This is a genomic window from Shewanella psychromarinicola (assembly GCF_003855155.1).
GTDB classification, from domain to species: Bacteria; Pseudomonadota; Gammaproteobacteria; order Enterobacterales; family Shewanellaceae; genus Shewanella; species Shewanella psychromarinicola.
On the sequence record NZ_CP034073.1, the window covers coordinates 3,791,941 to 3,810,897 of the forward strand.

Genomic DNA, 18,957 nt, shown 5'->3' on the forward strand with positions numbered 1-18,957 from the left:
TTACCTACTCTTATTTGCTTACAAGCAGTGGGCTTTGACGATGACAACGAATTGAGCGGGTCACCACGCCTTCAATACTAAAATCATCATAGTCGCAGATGGTCACTGGTAAATATTGCTCATTCGATGACACTAGCATTCGCCGTGGCATGTCGAGAATTTTACACACAAATTCACCATTAAAATTAGCCACAATCACATCGCCGCTTTTCGCGGTTTCATGGCGATCGACAATCAATAAATCGCCATCGAAGATCCCCACTCCTTGCATCGACTCGCCCTGGGCTAAGCCAAGAAAAGTCGAACTGGGATGCTGGATTAATATCTCATCAAGACTTAAGCCTAATTGAAGGTATTCGGCTGCAGGGCTTTCAAAGCCAGTAATACCGGCACTCGCTGCAATAGGAATAATGCGCATATGACAACCTCGCACACTTATAACGTGTACTGTATAAAAACACAGTACATCTTACCGCTAAATTTAGTTGGTGCAAGTTTATTTATTTTTTCTTGCGCCATGCCCTGTGCTTTTCAAGCATTGGAGTGGTTTTTATTGAACTTTAGACGCCGCTACACGGCAACCTTATCTGTTGTTTATGAAAGAATATGTTCAAGGTCAAAATATAATCAGAGTGATTGGTCTACACTGATCATCAGTACAAGAATTAACCTAGTTCGTGTATAGCGTAACCAATAGCATTATTTTTCCCTTTGCTCGGGGTCTAGTATGACACTCGCTACATTCCACATTGATATGCAAGATGATAACTGTTCACTGCATCTTACGGGTGATTGGCAATTGGGCCAAGCGCCACTGGGCGCGGATATTTGCGCTACGCTACCCTCTGTTTGTCATTCCGTCACATTAATCACCACAGAGTTGTCGCACTGGGACTCAAGTCTCGCCATTGCCTTATTACAATTGTCACGTTGGTGTGAACAACAACAAATCGCCTTAAATGTAAAAGACACCCCACAAGGATTACAGCAATTACTACAACTTGCTACCGACGTTCCTGTTTATCAAGCAACCAATGATGCTGCCATTGGCGGATTATTAGCAGCCTTACGTAGCTGGCTTATTGTGCAAGGTTTACAAGTACACGACGGATTAGTGTTTGTTGGCGAGAGTTCACTGGCATTGGGTCGTTGGTTCAGAGGCAAAGCCAGTACTCGTCGCAGTGATATCGTGTTTTTTATAGAACAAGCGGGACCTAAAGGACTGGCTATTGTCACCTTAATTAGCCTGCTTGTGGGAATGATATTGGCCTATTTAGGCTCGGTACAGCTGCGGCAATTAGGGGCTCAGGTGTATGTTGCAAATTTAGTGGCTATCGGGATGGTGCGTGAAATGGGCGCGCTCATGACAGGCGTTATCATGGCTGGCAGAACAGGGGCTGCTTATGCTGCGCAATTAGGCACAATGCAGGTCAATGAAGAAATTGATGCTCTGCGCGTAATGGGCATTTCGACCATGGAATTCCTGGTTTTACCTCGATTATTGGCATTGATTTTTATTATGCCACTGATGTGTATTTATTCAGATGTGATCGGCATGATCGGCGGTGCGATTGTTGCCAATGGCATGGGCGTAAGTTACACCCAATATATTTTGCAAACCCAGATTGCGATCGATTGGGTAGACATTTCCACCGGTTTGATAAAAAGCCTCATTTTTGGCTTTCTGATTGCTATAGCGGGTTGTCAGGCAGGCCTTCTTTGCGGTCGAGATTCTAATGCCGTTGGTTTAGCCACCACCAACGCTGTGGTTAAGGCGATTGTCTTTCTTGTGGTCTCTGACGCCGCGCTTAATATTTTGTTCGATAAATTAGGGATCTAATGATGCTTGATGATGCCTTTATCAGTGTTCGCAATCTTTGTGTCGGTTATGGCACTACCGAAGTGCAACGACAGTTAACCTTCGACATTCACAAGAATGATATCTTTTTTGTCATTGGCGGAAGTGGTTGCGGCAAAACGACCTTGCTTAAATCAATGGTAGGACTGTTAACTCCGCTCAAGGGCGAAGTACGCTATCAAGGTAAAAACTTTTATGACGCAGATGAACCGGCGCAAGTGGCTATGCTTAAAGACTGGGGCATTACCTTTCAAACTGGGGCGTTGTTTTCCAGTATGTCACTTGCTGAGAATGTCGCTTTACCGCTGCAACTGTATACCGACCTTTCGGAGCGGCAAATCGCTGAAGCCGTGGCCTATAAACTTGCATTAGTTGGCTTAGCCGGGTTCGAGAAATTTTATCCTGCCGAGTTAAGTGGCGGCATGCACAAACGCGCAGGGTTGGCGCGCGCGATTGCACTGGATCCACAATTGTTGTTTTTTGATGAACCCTCTGCAGGATTAGACCCCATTAGTTGTATGCGCTTAGATCATTTAATAGTGCAAATCTGCCAAGCACTCGATTCGACCGTGATTATCGTGTCGCACGAGCTGCCCAGTATATTGTCAATCGGCACCCGCTGTGTGTATCTGGATAATCAAACCAATACCATGCTCGACTGTGGCGATCCGAGAGAATTAAAACTTAACAGCAGCCAACCTCGGGTGCGACAATTTCTCAATCGTGCTGACAAAGTGGAGGCATCATGAGTAAAAGCCAGCGACTTCCTCTTGCGATTGGTGCCTTTATTCTGGGCGCTATTATCTTAGTGTTTATTGCACTGTTATTCTTTTCTGGAGGACGGATATTTGCCGAAAAAGCCCCCGTAGTGATGTTTTTCAACAACTCAATCCAAGGGCTTCAGGTGGGCGCCCCCGTGAAGTTAAAAGGGGTTGTGATCGGTGAAATAAGCGATATCAGTATCGATTTCCCCAATAACAATAGCCAAGGTATTACCGCCGCTGTTCATGCTAATTTGTTGTTGAAACGCATCAATCTAAAGGGTATTCAAGTGGGCGAAGAGTTTTTCTTCCACGCCATCGATAACGGTTTACGTGCCCAGTTGAATTATCAGAGTTTATTAACTGGGCTGCTCTATGTTGAGTTAGATTTTTATCCCAGTACTGTGCCTCAGTTTCATGGTGGAAACAACGCCATATTAGAGCTGCCAACCATAGAAACTGATTTCGAATCCTTGTCAAAAGATTTGCAATCTTTGAACCTTAAAAGCTTAGTCAATAATGTTGATAATTTGGCCCAACAACTCAGCGACATAGCTGCCAGCGGACAAATACAACAGGCACTGGAAAGCTTTGACAGTGCGGCTAACGCAGTCAAAAACACCGCTGTTCACATCGATACGACTCAGGCTACGTTAGGACAACATAGTGCTGAAGTTCTGGTCAAACTGGATAATCTACTTGTCCAATTGAACCAAGATGAACCTAAGGTTATTCAATCACTTGATCACAGTTTGACGGCATTACGCGAGACATTATTAAGCATTAATCAGCTCACATCCCAAGCGGGTAATTCACTTGCTCAAGATTCGCCGCTATTAATCAAGTTAGATAACACGCTAGAAGAAATTCACCGCGCCGCGCGATCACTACGCAGTTTGAGCGAAACCTTAGATGAACAGCCTGAGGCCATCATCCGCGGCAAAAAAACCATACCTTTAGGAGAATAACGTCATGAAATTTGGGTCGTGGTCAATTCATTGGGGAGCCTGCCTACTTGCGCTTAGTCTGCTTTTTGGCTGCCAAAGCTCACCCACGAAACAGTATTTTGTGCTCACGGCTATCCCCAGCCAAATTGAAGCGGGCAGTACACGCTTAGATCGTGATATTGGTATTGGGCCAGTCGAGATTGCTGAGTATCTTAACTTCACTCAGGTGGTGTACCAGCGGGAAGATGGCAGTTTGCAAAGATTCACCAATAGCTATTGGGCTGAACCACTAGACCAAGGCATTAGTCGGGTCATTCGTCTTAACCTTAGCCAAGGCGATCGCAGTCGTAACTTGATATTGTTTCCTTGGCGAGCAGATAACCGTCCTCAATACAGCATAAAAATTAAAATCATCAGTCTCAATCGTGATGGCGTCAACGCCAGAATGAATGCTAATTGGGAACTAATAGATATCCCATCAAACCGTCATATAGAACGACAACATTTTGCGGCGACGACTGAGGCAGGCTCAACAGCCGCTGAATTGGTTAACGCGTACAGCTATTTATTAGCTCAATTGGCTCAGGAAATTGATAAATCGCTGCAACGACTGCCTAATTAAGCGACCGCATGACGATCTGGTTAACTAAGTTCTGATTAAAAAGTAATAGGCTGTGACAACGTCACTCATTGCATGGTATGTAGCCGCTGGATCACCTATGCAACGAAACAAAAGATAACCTGAGGTTAGTTAGCGTTAGCGAGGCACCGATAATATTGTCAGCGCTTATACCTTATCCATCAGCGTCATCATGCTGGCTATTGAAGCGTGAAAACCATGTTCATATTGCAGTCACTAAAATTTGCTAACAATTCAAATATTGACATTTTTTGTCAATCTTTCAAGATAACCTGGCAAATAATTCTGTCAACACATTGGCTAAGGAAAACGATAACAATGAATAGATCCTTAATTGCGATTGGATTAACAACGGCACTATTAACGGGTTGTGGCGTATCTGATACAAATAACACTAAACTTGCAACCGTGACCTCACCTGCACCAGCTCAAGCAGAGTTAGGTACTTTTGGGGTAGACTTAGCCGCGCGTAATGAAGCGGTTAAACCTGGCGATGACTTTTTTATGTATTCAAGTGGCACTTGGTACGACAACTTTGTCATGCCAGCCGACAAAACCCGTTATGGCGCCTTTAATGCGTTGGCTGAGCGCAGTGAACATCAAGTCAAAGCGATTGTTGACGATATTGCCAGTCGCAGTGACTTAACTGCAGAAGAGCAATTAATTGCTGATTTTTATCATGCCTATATGGATACCGAGACCATCAATAAGTTAGGTATCACGCCCATTAAAGGTACCTTAGATCAAATTGCCGCGATAAACTCAACTCAAGACTTAACTAAAGTCTTCGGCGAGGCTTGGCTTACCGGTGCATCATCACCGATTGACGGAGGCATGTGGTTTAACCGTTTAGATCCTAATCAATATGAAATGACTCTCGGTGCCGGAGGTTTAGGTTTACCTGACCGTTCATACTACTTAGAAGAGAGTGAGCGCTTTGTGAATATCCGCAAAGCTTATGTGGATCATATCGCTAAAATGCTGGCTTTTGCTGGCATAAATGACGGCGAAAAACGTGCCCAGGCCATTCTTGTGCTCGAAACTAAAATAGCACAAGCCCAATGGCCTAGAGAAAAGCGCCGTGATCGCGACTTAACCTTAAACCAAGTTAAACGCGAAGATCTTGCTCAGCAATACCCAGGATTTGACTGGGATTTATACTTTGCGCAAACGGGTTACCAAGTACCACAACTCAATATCTCTGAGCCTGAGCCAGTTAAGGCTATGATTGGCTTGATAAACCAACAGCCATTAAGCGTATGGCAAGACTATCTGACCTTCCACACCGTCACTAATAACGCAGGGTTACTGTCAGAAGACATTTTCAATACTAACTTTGCTTTTTATGGCAAAGAATTAACTGGCCAAGAGCAACCTCGTCCTCGCTGGAAACGCGCGGTAGAAGAAATGTCAGGCACCCAATCATTAGGCTTTGCGATTGGTAAAGTGTTTGTATCGCGTTATTTCCCTGAGTCGTCTAAAAAGCAAATGGCCGAATTAGTCGAAAACTTACGCACTGCATTGGGTCAGCGTATTGATGGTTTAGAGTGGATGGGCGATGATACGAAAGTTAATGCTCATGCTAAGCTAGCAGCATTTAACCCTAAAATTGGTTATCCAGATGTATGGCAACAATTTGATGGCTTAACCCTAACTAAAAATGATTTAGTGGGTGACATTAAAAATTTACGCCAATACTTCCAAGCCGACAGCGTAGCGAAAGAACTGCAAAAAACCGACCGTAATCGTTGGGGTATGACCCCGCAAACGGTGAATGCATATTACAACAGCTCATTTAATGAGATTGTGTTTCCTGCGGCTATTTTACAACCACCCTTTTTTGATCCCAACGCAGATGCCGCGGTTAACTATGGCAGTATTGGTGCAGTAATTGGTCACGAAATGGGTCATGGTTTTGATGATCAAGGCTCTAAGTCAGATGCGAATGGCATTCAACGTAACTGGTGGACCGATGAAGACCGTGCCGCCTTTGATGCCAAAGCCGATAAGCTTGCTGAGCAATACAGCAAATATGAGCCGATCCCAGAAAACTTTGTCAACGGACGTAACAGCCTAGGTGAAAACATCGGCGACGTGGGCGGCATCGCAATGGCTTACCATGCTTACAAGTTAAGCTTAAACGGTAAAAAAGCCCCAGTCATTGATGGCGTTACTGGCGATCAACGCTTCTTTTTAGCCTGGGCTCAAGTGTGGAAAGAAAAGCGCACCGAGCAAAGCATGTTAACTCAGTTACGTGCAGGCACCCATGCCCCCGGTCGTTACCGCGCCCTTGCCCCACGTAACCACGATGCGTGGTACAAAGCTTTTGATGTTAAACCAGATGACAAGTTGTACTTGCCTGAAGATCAACGGGTACGTATTTGGTAGTTTGAGTACGTAAATAACTGCAATAACGTGCCTCGGTTGCAACAAGCATCCGTCACAATACAAAAAGGCCAGTCAGTTACTGACTGGTCTTTTATTATCACACTCTGCGCTAATACTTAAACAAATATCAGCAACCTTGTGACTCATGACAGAGGCCAATAAAGGCCTGGATAAACAGTCAGCTTGATTAATCAGTTGCTGGTAATATCGTTTGCACACTTTACAAGTCGGTGAATAATTTTCTCTTGATAAGCTTTAACCGTAGAGAAGCTTTGTATTTTCATAAATAAGTCCGAGGCAGTTTCCTTGGATACACCCGTTAAATTAACCCCCTTATACAGTGCTGGTACCGTGTTTTGTTTCATGGCATTATCTGCAAATATTAAATTTAATTTGACTACACGGGCCAACTCTTCTTGATAGAGAAAAAATTGCCTTAAATGTGTATTCTCTATTTTGGCAGTTTTGGATCTGTCTATTGTTAAAATCTCGTCAATGAGTCGGTTTAATCTACTACGAAATTTAATCGCTTCATCCATAACCTCAAGCCATTTTATTTCAGTACTTGATAACAAAGCCAAGAAATACAATGTGCGTGCTTTGTTATAATTAATGAACCCTGGCCACATAACATCTTCACTAGAAATATGAAGTGCTCTATCAAACTGGTCACATGCAGATTTTAAATACATGGTCACATCTTCTATAATTGATGGAGATATAGAGCCAATACCTTTCTGTACCAAACTAAGACCGTTAAGTGAGAGAATATCTATATCTCCCATATTTAGGGACTCTCTAAGCAAGTGCATGCCCTTTTTGTTGTAATACAAACCAAGGTAATTGTGATATATCGTTTTTGTGACAGGATTTCGAAGTATAGGTCCACGAACATGGAGAAGATCTGCATGGATATTAAAATTACCATCAGCAACAAAATTCTGATATGAAACGACAGCTTTAAATAACTTTATTGTTTCAGTTATTTGAATTGAATTTCCTTTGCTTACCGAATGTAGTATGTCACGTTGCCTATCTACCTCTATTAATATCTTGTCCATACGTTTTTTATAGAGCTTTTTATCCGTATCAGAAGCATTAAAAACAGCCGGAAATAAAACTATAAGATCAATCATATACTGCAACGTATCCGCAAAAAGCACGGCAGTACCGGACTCTTTTTTTAACTTATATTCAACTGAATCAAAGAGTTCTTTGTCGAGTGTTTTTTCGTCTTTAGACTTGAATTGATTGATTAACTCAGGAAGTGAAGTTACATAATTCTCATTATCAAGAATATTACCTTCCATTTTACTTATATTGTTCACACTGTCGATTGATGTATATGTCCTGACAGCTATAAACAGAGCTAATAGTGCAATGCAGAACCCAACGGTCGATATTGTAAAACTAAGTAAATCTTTGCCTTCTTTTAGATAATATACCCAAACTGCAATACAAGCAGAAAACATTACTAGTATAAAAATGGTGAAATATATTATTTTTGATGTGCGCATTTATCTTCCTAATATTGTTAAATTTGTACGTCTACATTGAACTAATGCCCAACACAGCGGAACGCGATAGCGCGTAAATCCACGAAGCCTTTGCATATAAAATGTCGTTCATCACACACTCTCATTGAGAGTAGGTTGTACCCATTAATAGCATTCTGACTTTTCATTGAACCATGATCAGGTACCATCTTGTAGTCACTAAATCATTTTAATAATCTCAACGTCGTTAACGTCTTGTATCCAAAGTCAACGAAAACAGGCCTCAAGATAAGAGTTGAACTTATCCATTTTTAAGCAAGGCATGTAACGCATTTATGGACAGAAGTGCGTTTGAGGTATTGATTAACTCAGCTTACTTGGTATTGGTTTAACTTGATTTATAACGTAGCTTCATTTGAACTTATTGCCTGCAGCATGTGAGCTACAGGACGTAGTAAATGTCGCGATCACAGGGATGTGAAAGAGTGATCTTAGTGCAGATGATTAAGCGAGACGCCAGCTCTTGATTTTAAAATTAGCATCCCTGTGGGCTTAACCAAAACATCCCTATTTTAGATTCTCGCTGACTCATCTACACCTGTAATTTAACTCTCTTCGATTTAGCTGCATAGTTGTCTATAGATGAAAGCTAAATAGGAAAAGTATGTCAACAAGATATGCGATAACGCCCTATTAGCTAGACATTTAACCCATCTTAAAATCTAATCGAACCGTCATATTTTGTTGAACTACTGCCTTTCCATTTTCTACCTTGGGTGCATACTTCCAATTTGAAAGCGCGCTAATTGCAGCTTTATCAAAAGTTTGTTCTGGAACAGATTTTAAAACTTTTATATTTATTGGATCACCCTTTTCACTTATATCGAAGCTCATTTGAACATAACCTTCTATTTTATTTCGAGCGGCATGAATTGGGTAAGTTGGATTTGCAGTTTCTTTCAGCGCCGCATTAGATCTATCGGGCAAAGGTGTTGAAGAGCACGCGGTAATAAAAACTAATGATATAAGCGCTAAAGTAGAATATTTCATTAAAATCCTTTTTGTGTCGTTAACGCCGCATTAAGCGGACTAGACTTGTTGGTTGTAATGCGTAGCGAAGCAGAACCTAACCAACTGTTTTAGTTCCGTTTAAACTTTTTGTGTACGCCCAGCATGGGCATGGACTAATGAGGTGATAGTCCTCTGTAGGAAGGTCACCGTTCAATAACATGCTGTTATTAAACGTTAACTACTAGCGAATGGCAAGGGCTTATCATTGATGATTGGTCTGAAGGAAGCCGCTAGCCATATATTGTAAAGAGGACTAGATGATGAACAAGAATATCATATGAGGCGTAGGCTAGAGGTGAGTTGGCAGGGTCTGCCCCGCGAAGTAAGGGATATCATCAAACAGAAACGCAAATTTGCCGTTGATGTTGATCTGTCTAAGTTCTTTGACCGAGTTAATCATGATCTCTTGATGACTCAACTTAGGATCAAGGTGCAGGATAAGCGTCTTGCCGATGTCATTCGATCATTATTGATCGGTGCAGCGGCCCCATTTACTGACACCAGTCATCCATAAGGTTGCGCATTAATTAATAGTACTTTGACATGCAATGAAGCGAGCGAATCAATAAAAATCGCTATCAATAATCGGAAAGAAAAAATCAAACCACGATAATTAATAGATTTGAATTGGCTCAAAGCAGCGGTGAACTCAATGACAGTTGCCAACCTGAAGCGTTGGCACGACTAATTATGACATTATTTAAAGGGATGTCGTTACAGGCTGCAGAGGGAGCAACTAAAGATGAGTTGCACCAAATGCTGAAATGGTCGTTGACGGGATCCTCTGTCAGCATGTGAATGAGGTTTAGCCGGATTTGCTCGGCTGCGCCTCATATCTATGCCAAATATGTTGGTTATCCTTAGGACGTCAGTAATAGCGCCTATGAATCTCGCAATTCTCGACGTAAGATCTTGCCAACATTTGATTTTGGCAATTCATCTCTAAATTCAATTATCCTTGGGTTTTTATAACCGGTAAGATATTTTCTACAATGTTTTTTTATTTCATCAACGGTCACATTACCTTTGCGTACAATAAATAATTTAACTATTTCTCCTGTGGCGTCATCAGGAATGCCAATGGCCGCAGCTTCGATGATGTGAGGGTGAAGTGTTGCAACTTCTTCAATTTCAGTTGGAAAAACATTAAATCCCGACACTAGAATCATATCTTTTTTACGGTCTTCAATATAAAAAACCCCATCGTCATCCATTCTTCCTATATCGCCAGAGCTTAACCAACCTCCTGCATGCATTACAGTATTGGTTTCGGCTTCTTGTTGCCAATAGCCTTTCATCACTTGGGGCCCTCTAATTTGAATTTCACCAATTTGGTTGGGACCTAAAGGTTCATTTTTATCATTAACGATACGGAGTTCAGCGCTGGGTAAAGGGACACCAATTGAAGAAATAAATGATTGTTGTTGATGAGTACCTGCAGCGACCACTGGGGAACATTCAGTTAAGCCATAACCTTCTATGACAGGCATTCCAGTGAGCTCTTGCCAACGATCAGCAATATGTTTCTGCGTCGGCATTCCACCTGCAATAGTAAAACGAGCGTGACTAAAATCTAATTCTTGAAAACCAGCATGATTGTTTAGACCATTAAAAAGTGTATTTAAACCAAAAACCATTGTGAATGGATATTTACTTAAATCTGCTACGAAACCATCTATATCTCTTGGGTTGGTAATGAGTAAATTCGTTGCACCGAGAAAGAGCATAAACATCATACTCACTGAGTTGGCAAAAATATGATAAAGCGGAAGTGGGGTTACTGCATATTCCTTATCATATAAGGTTCTTGGGCTAAAATGAGCATGAACCTGTAGAACGTTAGAAATAATATTACTATGAGTCAGCATTGCCCCTTTCGCAGGACCCGTCGTTCCACCTGTATATTGGAGGTATGCTAAATCATCTACTGTTATTTGGGGATCAATAAAGGGAAGTTTCTTGCCTTCGGTTAACGCTCTACGCAGTGAAATAGCGTCGGGGATATGATATTTTGGCACTATTTTTTTGACATGTTTGATAAGAAAATTAACCAGTGTACGCTTATGTATAGCTAACTCATCGCCGATTTTGGTTAAAATAACATGCTTAATGTTAGTCTCATGCAGTATTTGCTGAAGATTATTACCAAAATTTGTGACGGCAACAATAGCACTGGACCCTGAGTCTCGTAATTGATGTTTTAACTCTCGAGGGGTATAAAGTGGATTAACATTTACAATAATGAGTCCTGCTTTTAATGCACCTAAAATAGTGATGGGATATTGCAATAAATTAGGCATCATCAAGGCGATTCGTTCGCCTTTTTTCATTTTTAGTTCAGATTGTAGATAAGCAGCAAAAGCGTTACTTTTACTTTCGAGATCTTGGTAGGATAAGCTATGTCCCATATTAATATATGCTGCTTTTTTAGCATACGCACTAAAAGACTCTTTAAACAAATCATTGATATTGTTATACATACTTGAATCTATTGTTGCGGGCACATCCTCAGGATATTGTTTTAACCACGGTTTATCATTTGTCATTATAGCCATCATTAATGTTGTTGTTTAAACATCACTATTGTAAATTAATTTACCTAATTAGTATAAAAATAATAGGCTGAATTCAATGAATTAACTACTGTTCTAGGGGGTTAGCAGTAGCTAATCTCTCGGAGTGTGACTCGTCCCTGCTTTTATCGCTTTTCCGCTTCACTCTATCTTTCATCAACAATGAAAAAAGCATTCAGCTACTGCATTATCATGACAGTTTCTACTGTGGCACATGCTTGCTTCAGGGTTTGTTGCTAAAGAAAGCTTCGTCAGTCAGAAAAAGATTATGGTACCAGAGCGAATAAGGTAAATCCCTGCTAACTTTCTATCATTTTGGGTCTAAAACGAGTGACAAAAGGCAAGTAATAAAGCTCAAGTCGAACAGTGATTATTCTTGTAAATTAGCGAGAATAATCTCTGTTTTGGATACTCGTTGACTCATCTACACCTGTAATTTAATTCTCTTCGATTTAGCCGCATAGTTGTCTATAGATGAAAGCCAAATAGGAAAATCTCAAATCTAATTAGCTGACTTACTTTTGGAAAGAAACGCGTTAGAGTTCTCAACTTAATCTAGGCTCAAAAGATTACAAAATGTATCCCTAACGTCTAACGCTATGCAGAATATTACTTGACCACAAACAGTGTAAGTGGATAGCGGGGTTAAGGTTTAACCCCAAGTATGCCACTTTGCGTTTAACTCTAGTTGACCTTGTAAATATTTCGACTGTGCGCTATACAATAGTTCCCGTCTTCATAGAGCCAGTAATTGGGGATCCTATTTACTTAGTGTTAGTCTCTTGAGAGTGCATCTACCGGATTTAATTTAGCCGCATTTCGGGCTGGCAGATAACCAAACACAATACCGATTAAGGTCGAGCAGGCAAAAGCCGCCACAATTGACGTACTCGAATAGATCATCTGAAAACTGCTGCCTGTGTAGGTGAATATCATGCCGATAAGATAAGCAAGTCCAATCCCCAATGCGCCACCACAAAAACACACCAGCACGGCTTCAATCAAAAACTGACGCATAATATCGGTTTGCCTGGCACCAACGGCCATACGAATGCCTATTTCGCGCGTTCGCTCTGTTACCGATACCAGCATGATATTCATTACCCCAATCCCGCCAACTAACAAAGAGATAAACGCGATAGCTGATATCAGTAACGTCATGGTTTCAGATGTTTTTTCAATGCTTTTGCGTATCGTATCTGTATTAATAGTGAAAAAATCAACTTTGCCGTGGCGCATACTCAATAAGCTAATAATGCCTTGCTCTGCCACATCACTTGATACATTCGCATCTATCCTTACGGTAATATCGTTTACATAATTTTGCCTAAAAATACGCCCAGACACCGTGGTATACGGCAACCAAACATTCAGTTCATCACTGTTGTCGGACACACTTTCAATTGGCTTTGTTACGCCAATAATACGAACAGGAAGACGGCCGAGAAAAATGACGCTACCTAGCGCATTGCCATCAGGAAAAAGTGTCTGATCGGTATTGGCATCAATGACGGCAACCTGTTCTAGCGTATCGATACTATCATCGGCAAAATATTGTCCCTTAGCAAGCGTATAACCGCGCACGCGAAAATACTCAGTACCCACGCCTTGAATCGATCCTGTGACGGTTTCGCTAGCATAACGTATAACAACATTAGCTCTAACGGTTGGGGTAACGCTGTCCACATAGGGCAATATTTTAAGCGCATTGGCATCGTCTGCCGTGAGCGACTTAACCCGTTCAGAGCGGCGATCTCCTCGCCCTGTGCCTGGTTTTATTTCAATGGTATTGGTGCCCATTGAGGCAATATTATCCAAAATAGATTGCTGCGAACCAGCACCTAACGCAACGACAGACACCACTGAAGCAATGCCAATAATAATGCCGAGCATCGTAAGAAACGTACGCAAACGATGATTGGACATTGCAATTAACGCCATTTTTAACGCTTCAAGGTATCGCGACCAGTTTATCTTCTTATCTGTTCGAGAAGATTGTCTGTCTGCGATTAACGAGCTCGTTTCTGCTGGGATACGTTTTTGGTTATCGGCAATGATTTCGCCGTCTTTTAGCTCGATGACGCGATCTGCAAACTCAGCAATATGCGGATCGTGTGTCACCAAAATAATGGTGTGACCGTCGCGATGCAGTTCTTGAATGAGCTTCATCATTTCTTCGCCGCTATTGCTATCAAGCGCGCCGGTGGGTTCATCGGCCAGAATAATATCGCCACCATTGATTAAAGCTCTGGCCACACTGACACGTTGTTGTTGGCCGCCACTTAGCTGACTTGGTTTATGATCTAAACGATCGCTTAACCCTAGACGAGTCAGTAGTTTTTTAGCTTTTTCGTGTCGAGTTTGCGGCCCCTCATTGGCATACAATGCCGGTACTTCTACATTGCCCTGCGCAGTTAAATCTCCCAAAAGATGATAGCGCTGAAAGATAAACCCAAAATATTCACGTCGCAGTGCGGCTAGTTCATTGTCATCCATACTGGATGTGTCCTGACCATTAATGAAATAACTGCCTGCACTGGGTTTATCCAGACAGCCAAGGATGTTCATTAATGTTGATTTACCGGAACCAGACGCGCCGATAATGGCAATCAATTCACCACGACAGATTTGCAGGCTAATGTTGTTAAGTACCGTCAGCTCCTGCTCTCCGGCGGTAAAAGAACGACTAACACCTTTAATATTTAATAGAACGTCAGCCATGGGTTATAACCTCTTTCCTTTACCAAGACCTGGTACACTTTGTCCGAGCATATTGCCCTTAGATAGGCCGGTCATCGAAATCGCGTCGTCATTAGCTGAAGTTTGACCAAGCATGATTTGATCACCTTCGTTAAGCCCTGAGAGGATTTGAGCGTAGACTTTATTATTAATGCCCACTTCAACATTGCGATATTCAATGTGGTTGTCTACTATCACTGGCACTTGATACGAAGCGCTTGGCCCCGTTTTTGTTATCAATATCTGTGATGGGACAAGCAACGTATCTTGCGCATTGGCTAAAATAATCGATACCTGCGCTGTCATGCCAAAGCGCAACAGGTTGTCTGGGTTTTCAACATCAAACAGAGCGTTGTAGTAAATCGCTTCATCATCGCCAATCATCAATGAGCTGTCGGCGCCGCTAAGCAAAGTTGGCCCTGGTTCAATGGTGCGTAATACACCACGGTACTTTTTCGCTGTCGCGCCCAAAATACTGAAATACACGTCTTGCCCAGCACTCACATTGATAATGTCAGCTTCAGATACTTGCGCTTTAATCGTCATTACGTCTAATTGCGCAAGCTCAATAATACTGGGGGTGCCTTGATTGTTATTAACGGTTTGCCCCTCTTCGACCGACACGTAAATCACGGTGCCATCAATAGGTGAACGAATAGTTGTGTAACCTAAATTGAGCTTGGCGTTATCGACACTGATGATTGCTTTGTCTTTTTCAGCACTGAGTTCATCAAGCTCAGCCAGATAAACCGCCAATATCGATTCTGCCGAATCAAAATCTGATACCGACGCAGCGCCATTAACCAGCATCTTCTTATTACGAGCATATTCAGACTGTGCGACTTTTATTTGAGCCTGCTTTGCCCGATATTGCGCATCAATACTTTGCAGTGATGCTTGGGCTTCTTTAAGGGCATTTTGTTGAGTTAAATTATCGATTTGAGCAATCAAGTCGCCCTGTTTTATATTTTGGCCAACGTTCACGTCCATTGTTTCGATTAACCCCGATACTTGAGCACCGACACTGACTAATTTAGACGGATAAAGCACGCCATTGGTAAGTACTACTTTTTCGATGTTGCCGCGTTTAACCACATCGGAGGTAAAGATAGGTTGGTCTTGTTGTGCTTGAGTGTACTTGTATCCTACAACGGCAACGATTGCGCCAAGAGTAAGAAGCAGCAAGGTGTTTTTAATGTTCTTTTTCATGTGGATCTCTTAATGTCTTTTTAGTGACTGAATCTGCGCTAACAATCTTGTAATAACGGCTTTGCGTTTACTTACTATCAATAACAGCAGAAGTCGTATTCAAAGTGGGTTTACACAATGGCAATGTTGACAGCGGATCCATGCTGTCATTATGTGGCTGTGCTTGTTCCGGATGAGATTCTTGCGGATGAGCTTGTGGTGAATGAGCCCGTTGCGGCGTTTGACAGTGTCGCTCAAAGCTCACAGTCAAAGAGTCTGAGTCCAGTATGAAGCCTTGCATGCTTTGTCGAAGCGATACTGCTGACACAGAGGCTGATACTGGGGCAGATACTGGGGCTGACACTGGGGCAGACGAATCGATATCTAAAAATTTGGATAGCGCATACAGATGAAAAGTATACACTTTTTGGCCAGGTCCTTTAGAACATGGCGGTGCATACTCGTTACGATCATTCACAGTATTACTGCCAAATGAACCAACAGATTGATTTTCTTTACTGCCAGAACCAATACCAGAAGCTTGCGCCGGAATATTGTAAACAATCCAATACCACTTGAGTTCCTCAGGCTGGTTTGGTTTAGGTGCCTGAGTGTCACCTTGAGGTGGAGTGCCTTTTTTATTGTCAGCCGAGTCAGGCTTTGATGTATTTTGTTCATTGTTGGTCGGGTGTTGATTAGGCATGTGGTCCATTATCACCACCAATGATTGGGTTCCGTTGGGTACTCCTTGCCAGCCTAATGGCGGTGAAACCCCCTCTCCTTCACAAGTGAATTCAGTTGGTAATGTACCATTATCGGTAAATGCAGGGCTGGTAAGTTCAAGTGACGCCTTGGCATTAGCGGCCGTTGCGGCTAGCAGCGTCAAAGATAAAATGGAGACAATAATGTAGGTTTTCATGGCCTAATATCCGTAGCGATTAAGTTAACGATTAATGAGTTAACTTAAGTGTATCGATTAGGCTTCGCTGATGGATGACAATGTTGTCATTTAACGATGGGTAACAACAGCCGCATAGTCACAACCTCACTATCACTGGGTTCAAGCGTAAGATCGCCCCCGTGTGCGCGAGCGATTTCTCTGGCTAAACTTAACCCCAAACCACTGCCAGATATCCCTTGAGTATGTGCAGGTTCTCCGCGGTAAAAACGATCAAAAAGTTTTACCCTGACGTCGTGAGGTATCGGAAGGCAAAAATTGCTAATCACGACTTCTATAGCAGACTCGTTTTGGCGAGCGTGAATAGTCACACCTTTGTGATGAAGGCTATAACGCATTACGTTTACGAGCAGGTTATTTAACAGCTGCTTCAGCAAGACAATATCGCCTTGGATGATTAAACCTTTCTCAATAACACAATCAAGCTCCAGTTCATCCGACAACAAGGTCATATCGGCGATCAACTCATCGACTAATTCAGTGATGTTTATCGGCTCAAAATGCAACGCCATAGAGCCAGAATCAGCCTGTGATAGCAGCAACAATTTACGGGTAATAGCTGACAAATGCCCCACTTCATCAAGAATGGCATTGAGATCTAATTGCGATGAATTTTCAGACAACACAGCTTGTTCAAGCTTGCCTCTTAGCACTGTGAGTGGCGTTTTTAGCTCATGGGCGGCATCAGCAGTAAAACGAGAAACTTGTCGAAAGCTGTCTTCTAGGCGATCGAGCATCGTATTGTATGCATCAATCAACATTTTGAACTCTTTGTCTTCTTTATGCTCAGGTAAGCGATGACTAAGATCTTTTTGGGTCACCTTATCCATTGCTTTGTGTAATCTATTTATTGGTCTAATCGTATTGGTTGCGATAAACCATGCCCCTAGAATACTGAGTAATAGAGAAAAAGGAATAACCACAATCAGCGCCGCCTGCAAGGTGCTCGTTAACTGGCTAGTGGTAGCGGCAACATCCACAGCGATAAAACTTTGTTGGTTTGAGGCTTGGAGTAAACTGGCTCGCCATTGGTTTTGCTGATGTTCAAAAAAGGCAAATTGACAAACAGCGTTGGCTTTATAGTTATCGGTTAACGCTAGTGGCTCAGCGCTCAGCCAATGTAAGCGACTTATAACATCTTGTACGTCAACACCCGTTGGCGCAGTTAAAAACCCTTGCTCCGCAGAACCTACCGAGAGCATTAATTGGTTCGGTGAACTAACTCGCAACTTGTCTGTTAAATCAGTCATTAACCGACTACCAGAAAGCGAAGTGTCGCGTAAATTATTTATATTGGCAGCGGGGTTATTTGTATCAGGCAGTGTACGTTTGGGTATTAAGCGTTTTGCTTCCATACAAAGGCGAGAATCAAGGTTAGTCAATTCTACAGTCATAATACGCGACCAACTTAAGCTGATAACCAGCGCAAGCACAGCTGTCACGGTTAAAATTGATATGGCAAAAATACGAGTACGAAAATACATATTAAAACCTTATCGAATGCTCAGGCGATAGCCTGTGCCGCGGACCGACTCAATGGCACCGACCATTTTACCCGCCTTCCCTAATGAAGCCATTTTATTGCGGATGCGTTTAATACACACATCAACAACATTGGTACACGGATCAAAATCGTATCCCCAAACATGCTCCAACAGCTGTCCTCGGGTTAATACTTGGTTAGGCGAACGCATTAAGTGTTCAAGCAAGCTAAATTCGCGACTAGTGAGTTCGACTGATTGCCCCTGACAATTAATGCTTCGATTAATGCAATCAAGTTGTAATGCGCCTACCTCAACGACATGCTGTTGTGTGCCGCCATGTCGTCGAAGCAAGGCTTGAATGCGAGCATGCAACTCTTCAACATAAAACGGTTTTGCTAAGTAATCATCAGCGCCCATGTCTAACCCTTGAACGCGGTCACCCAATTCATTACGTGCAGTAAGCAGAATAATAGGCGTATCGACACCTTGTTGACGCAGCGAACGAAGAATATCCAGCCCATCGCGGCCCGGAAGCATAATGTCAAGAATAATAACATCATAGGTATTATTGCTTGCCGCCTGATAACCTTGATTGCCATCGGCACAATGAGTGACCTTGAGATTTTTGGCGCGCAAACCTTCACAGATAAAATCTGCAATTTTTTGTTCATCTTCGACAAGCAATACTTTCATTGAGTTCTATCCTTGGGAAACACTTAAAAGTATCTCACCTGACGCATCGCACCCGCAACCTATATGACAACATTGTCATTTAAGGGATTAAGTCTGGTCATACAAGAAAAATTAAAGTCAGCCCTATTCAGGGTTTTCTTTTAGGTGCCAAAACAAACTCA

General features: G+C 42.3%; 16 protein-coding genes and 1 pseudogene. 7 read left to right on the top strand and 10 right to left on the bottom strand.

The features are described from left to right. Positions 1–10: 10 nt before the first annotated feature. Entirely contained in the window at positions 11–418 is a 408-nt protein-coding gene (locus EGC80_RS16545) for a LexA family protein (protein ID WP_101031607.1), read from the bottom strand. A 309-nt stretch (positions 419–727) separates the two neighbouring features. On the opposite strand from EGC80_RS16545, the gene EGC80_RS16550 reads away from it, so the two are divergent. From EGC80_RS16550 to EGC80_RS16570, 5 genes are all read left to right on the top strand, one after another. After that, entirely contained in the window at positions 728–1,840 is a 1,113-nt protein-coding gene (locus EGC80_RS16550; RefSeq protein WP_124011459.1) for an MlaE family ABC transporter permease, read from the top strand. Further along, positions 1,840–2,607, top strand: coding sequence for an ABC transporter ATP-binding protein (locus tag EGC80_RS16555; protein ID WP_233768528.1), 768 nt, complete (start codon positions 1,840–1,842; stop codon positions 2,605–2,607). The genes EGC80_RS16550 and EGC80_RS16555 overlap by 1 nt, the downstream gene beginning before the upstream one ends. Then, complete coding sequence (locus EGC80_RS16560) at positions 2,604–3,587, top strand: MlaD family protein (protein ID WP_124011460.1); 984 nt, start codon at positions 2,604–2,606, stop codon at positions 3,585–3,587. Before EGC80_RS16555 ends, EGC80_RS16560 begins: the two co-directional genes overlap by 4 nt. A 4-nt stretch (positions 3,588–3,591) precedes the next feature. Further along, positions 3,592–4,188, top strand: coding sequence for a PqiC family protein (locus EGC80_RS16565; RefSeq protein WP_124011461.1), 597 nt, complete (start codon positions 3,592–3,594; stop codon positions 4,186–4,188). Positions 4,189–4,524: 336 nt separating this feature from the next. After that, entirely contained in the window at positions 4,525–6,594 is a 2,070-nt protein-coding gene (locus tag EGC80_RS16570) for a M13 family metallopeptidase (RefSeq protein WP_124011462.1), read from the top strand. Between the two features lie 191 nt (positions 6,595–6,785). On the opposite strand, the gene EGC80_RS16575 is transcribed toward EGC80_RS16570, so the two are convergent. Both EGC80_RS16575 and EGC80_RS16580 read right to left on the bottom strand, forming a co-directional pair. Continuing rightward, entirely contained in the window at positions 6,786–8,111 is a 1,326-nt protein-coding gene (locus EGC80_RS16575; protein ID WP_101031620.1) for a hypothetical protein, read from the bottom strand. 684 nt (positions 8,112–8,795) lie between these two features. Further along, positions 8,796–9,140 (bottom strand): energy transducer TonB, encoded by a 345-nt coding sequence (locus EGC80_RS16580; RefSeq protein ID WP_124011463.1) that lies wholly within the window; start codon positions 9,138–9,140, stop codon positions 8,796–8,798. A 316-nt stretch (positions 9,141–9,456) separates the two neighbouring features. On the opposite strand from EGC80_RS16580, the gene EGC80_RS23055 reads away from it, so the two are divergent. Both EGC80_RS23055 and EGC80_RS22480 read left to right on the top strand, forming a co-directional pair. Then, the gene (locus EGC80_RS23055; protein WP_233768529.1) at positions 9,457–9,675 is read left to right on the top strand and encodes a hypothetical protein; all 219 of its coding nucleotides are present in this window, start codon (positions 9,457–9,459) and stop codon (positions 9,673–9,675) included. A gap of 113 nt (positions 9,676–9,788) precedes the next feature. Then, positions 9,789–9,959 (top strand): hypothetical protein, encoded by a 171-nt coding sequence (locus EGC80_RS22480; RefSeq protein WP_164839482.1) that lies wholly within the window; start codon positions 9,789–9,791, stop codon positions 9,957–9,959. An 83-nt stretch (positions 9,960–10,042) separates the two neighbouring features. On the opposite strand, the gene EGC80_RS16590 is transcribed toward EGC80_RS22480, so the two are convergent. The 7 genes and pseudogenes from EGC80_RS16590 to EGC80_RS16615 all read right to left on the bottom strand — a co-directional run bounded on the left by EGC80_RS16590 (position 10,043) and on the right by EGC80_RS16615 (position 18,796). Then, positions 10,043–11,719 carry an AMP-binding protein gene (locus EGC80_RS16590; protein WP_124011464.1) on the bottom strand — a complete coding sequence of 559 codons (1,677 nt, stop codon included), beginning with the start codon at positions 11,717–11,719 and terminating at the stop codon, positions 10,043–10,045. 115 nt (positions 11,720–11,834) lie between these two features. Further along, a pseudogene (locus EGC80_RS22765) lies at positions 11,835–11,965 on the bottom strand (IS3 family transposase); the annotation flags it as partial. 543 nt (positions 11,966–12,508) lie between these two features. Next, positions 12,509–14,455: a MacB family efflux pump subunit gene (locus EGC80_RS16595; RefSeq protein WP_124011465.1), complete on the bottom strand. Its 1,947-nt coding sequence runs from the start codon at positions 14,453–14,455 to the stop codon at positions 12,509–12,511. 3 nt (positions 14,456–14,458) lie between these two features. Next, on the bottom strand, positions 14,459–15,682 hold the full coding sequence (locus EGC80_RS16600) for an efflux RND transporter periplasmic adaptor subunit (protein ID WP_124011466.1): 1,224 nt from the start codon (positions 15,680–15,682) through the stop codon (positions 14,459–14,461). A 67-nt stretch (positions 15,683–15,749) separates the two neighbouring features. Continuing rightward, positions 15,750–16,580 (bottom strand): YbhB/YbcL family Raf kinase inhibitor-like protein, encoded by an 831-nt coding sequence (locus EGC80_RS16605; protein ID WP_124011467.1) that lies wholly within the window; start codon positions 16,578–16,580, stop codon positions 15,750–15,752. Between the two features lie 86 nt (positions 16,581–16,666). Beyond that, positions 16,667–18,103, bottom strand: coding sequence for an ATP-binding protein (locus EGC80_RS16610; protein ID WP_124011468.1), 1,437 nt, complete (start codon positions 18,101–18,103; stop codon positions 16,667–16,669). A 9-nt stretch (positions 18,104–18,112) separates the two neighbouring features. Then, positions 18,113–18,796 (bottom strand): response regulator transcription factor, encoded by a 684-nt coding sequence (locus EGC80_RS16615; protein WP_124011469.1) that lies wholly within the window; start codon positions 18,794–18,796, stop codon positions 18,113–18,115. Positions 18,797–18,957: the final 161 nt, after the last annotated feature.

Excerpts from the sequence above, each read along its gene's own strand:
- EGC80_RS16570 (WP_124011462.1), top strand. The coding sequence starts at position 4,525 with ATGAATAGATCCTTAATTGCGATTGGATTAACAACGGCACTATTAACG.
- EGC80_RS16575 (WP_101031620.1), bottom strand. The coding sequence starts at position 8,111 with ATGCGCACATCAAAAATAATATATTTCACCATTTTTATACTAGTAATG.
- EGC80_RS16580 (WP_124011463.1), bottom strand. The coding sequence starts at position 9,140 with ATGAAATATTCTACTTTAGCGCTTATATCATTAGTTTTTATTACCGCG.
- EGC80_RS16590 (WP_124011464.1), bottom strand. The coding sequence starts at position 11,719 with ATGATGGCTATAATGACAAATGATAAACCGTGGTTAAAACAATATCCT.
- EGC80_RS16610 (WP_124011468.1), bottom strand. The coding sequence starts at position 18,103 with ATGTATTTTCGTACTCGTATTTTTGCCATATCAATTTTAACCGTGACA.
- EGC80_RS16615 (WP_124011469.1), bottom strand. The coding sequence starts at position 18,796 with ATGAAAGTATTGCTTGTCGAAGATGAACAAAAAATTGCAGATTTTATC.
- EGC80_RS16545 (WP_101031607.1), bottom strand. The coding sequence starts at position 418 with ATGCGCATTATTCCTATTGCAGCGAGTGCCGGTATTACTGGCTTTGAA.
- EGC80_RS16550 (WP_124011459.1), top strand. The coding sequence starts at position 728 with ATGACACTCGCTACATTCCACATTGATATGCAAGATGATAACTGTTCA.
- EGC80_RS16605 (WP_124011467.1), bottom strand. The coding sequence starts at position 16,580 with ATGAAAACCTACATTATTGTCTCCATTTTATCTTTGACGCTGCTAGCC.
- EGC80_RS16565 (WP_124011461.1), top strand. The coding sequence starts at position 3,592 with ATGAAATTTGGGTCGTGGTCAATTCATTGGGGAGCCTGCCTACTTGCG.
- EGC80_RS16595 (WP_124011465.1), bottom strand. The coding sequence starts at position 14,455 with ATGGCTGACGTTCTATTAAATATTAAAGGTGTTAGTCGTTCTTTTACC.
- EGC80_RS16560 (WP_124011460.1), top strand. The coding sequence starts at position 2,604 with ATGAGTAAAAGCCAGCGACTTCCTCTTGCGATTGGTGCCTTTATTCTG.
- EGC80_RS16600 (WP_124011466.1), bottom strand. The coding sequence starts at position 15,682 with ATGAAAAAGAACATTAAAAACACCTTGCTGCTTCTTACTCTTGGCGCA.
- EGC80_RS16555 (WP_233768528.1), top strand. The coding sequence starts at position 1,840 with ATGATGCTTGATGATGCCTTTATCAGTGTTCGCAATCTTTGTGTCGGT.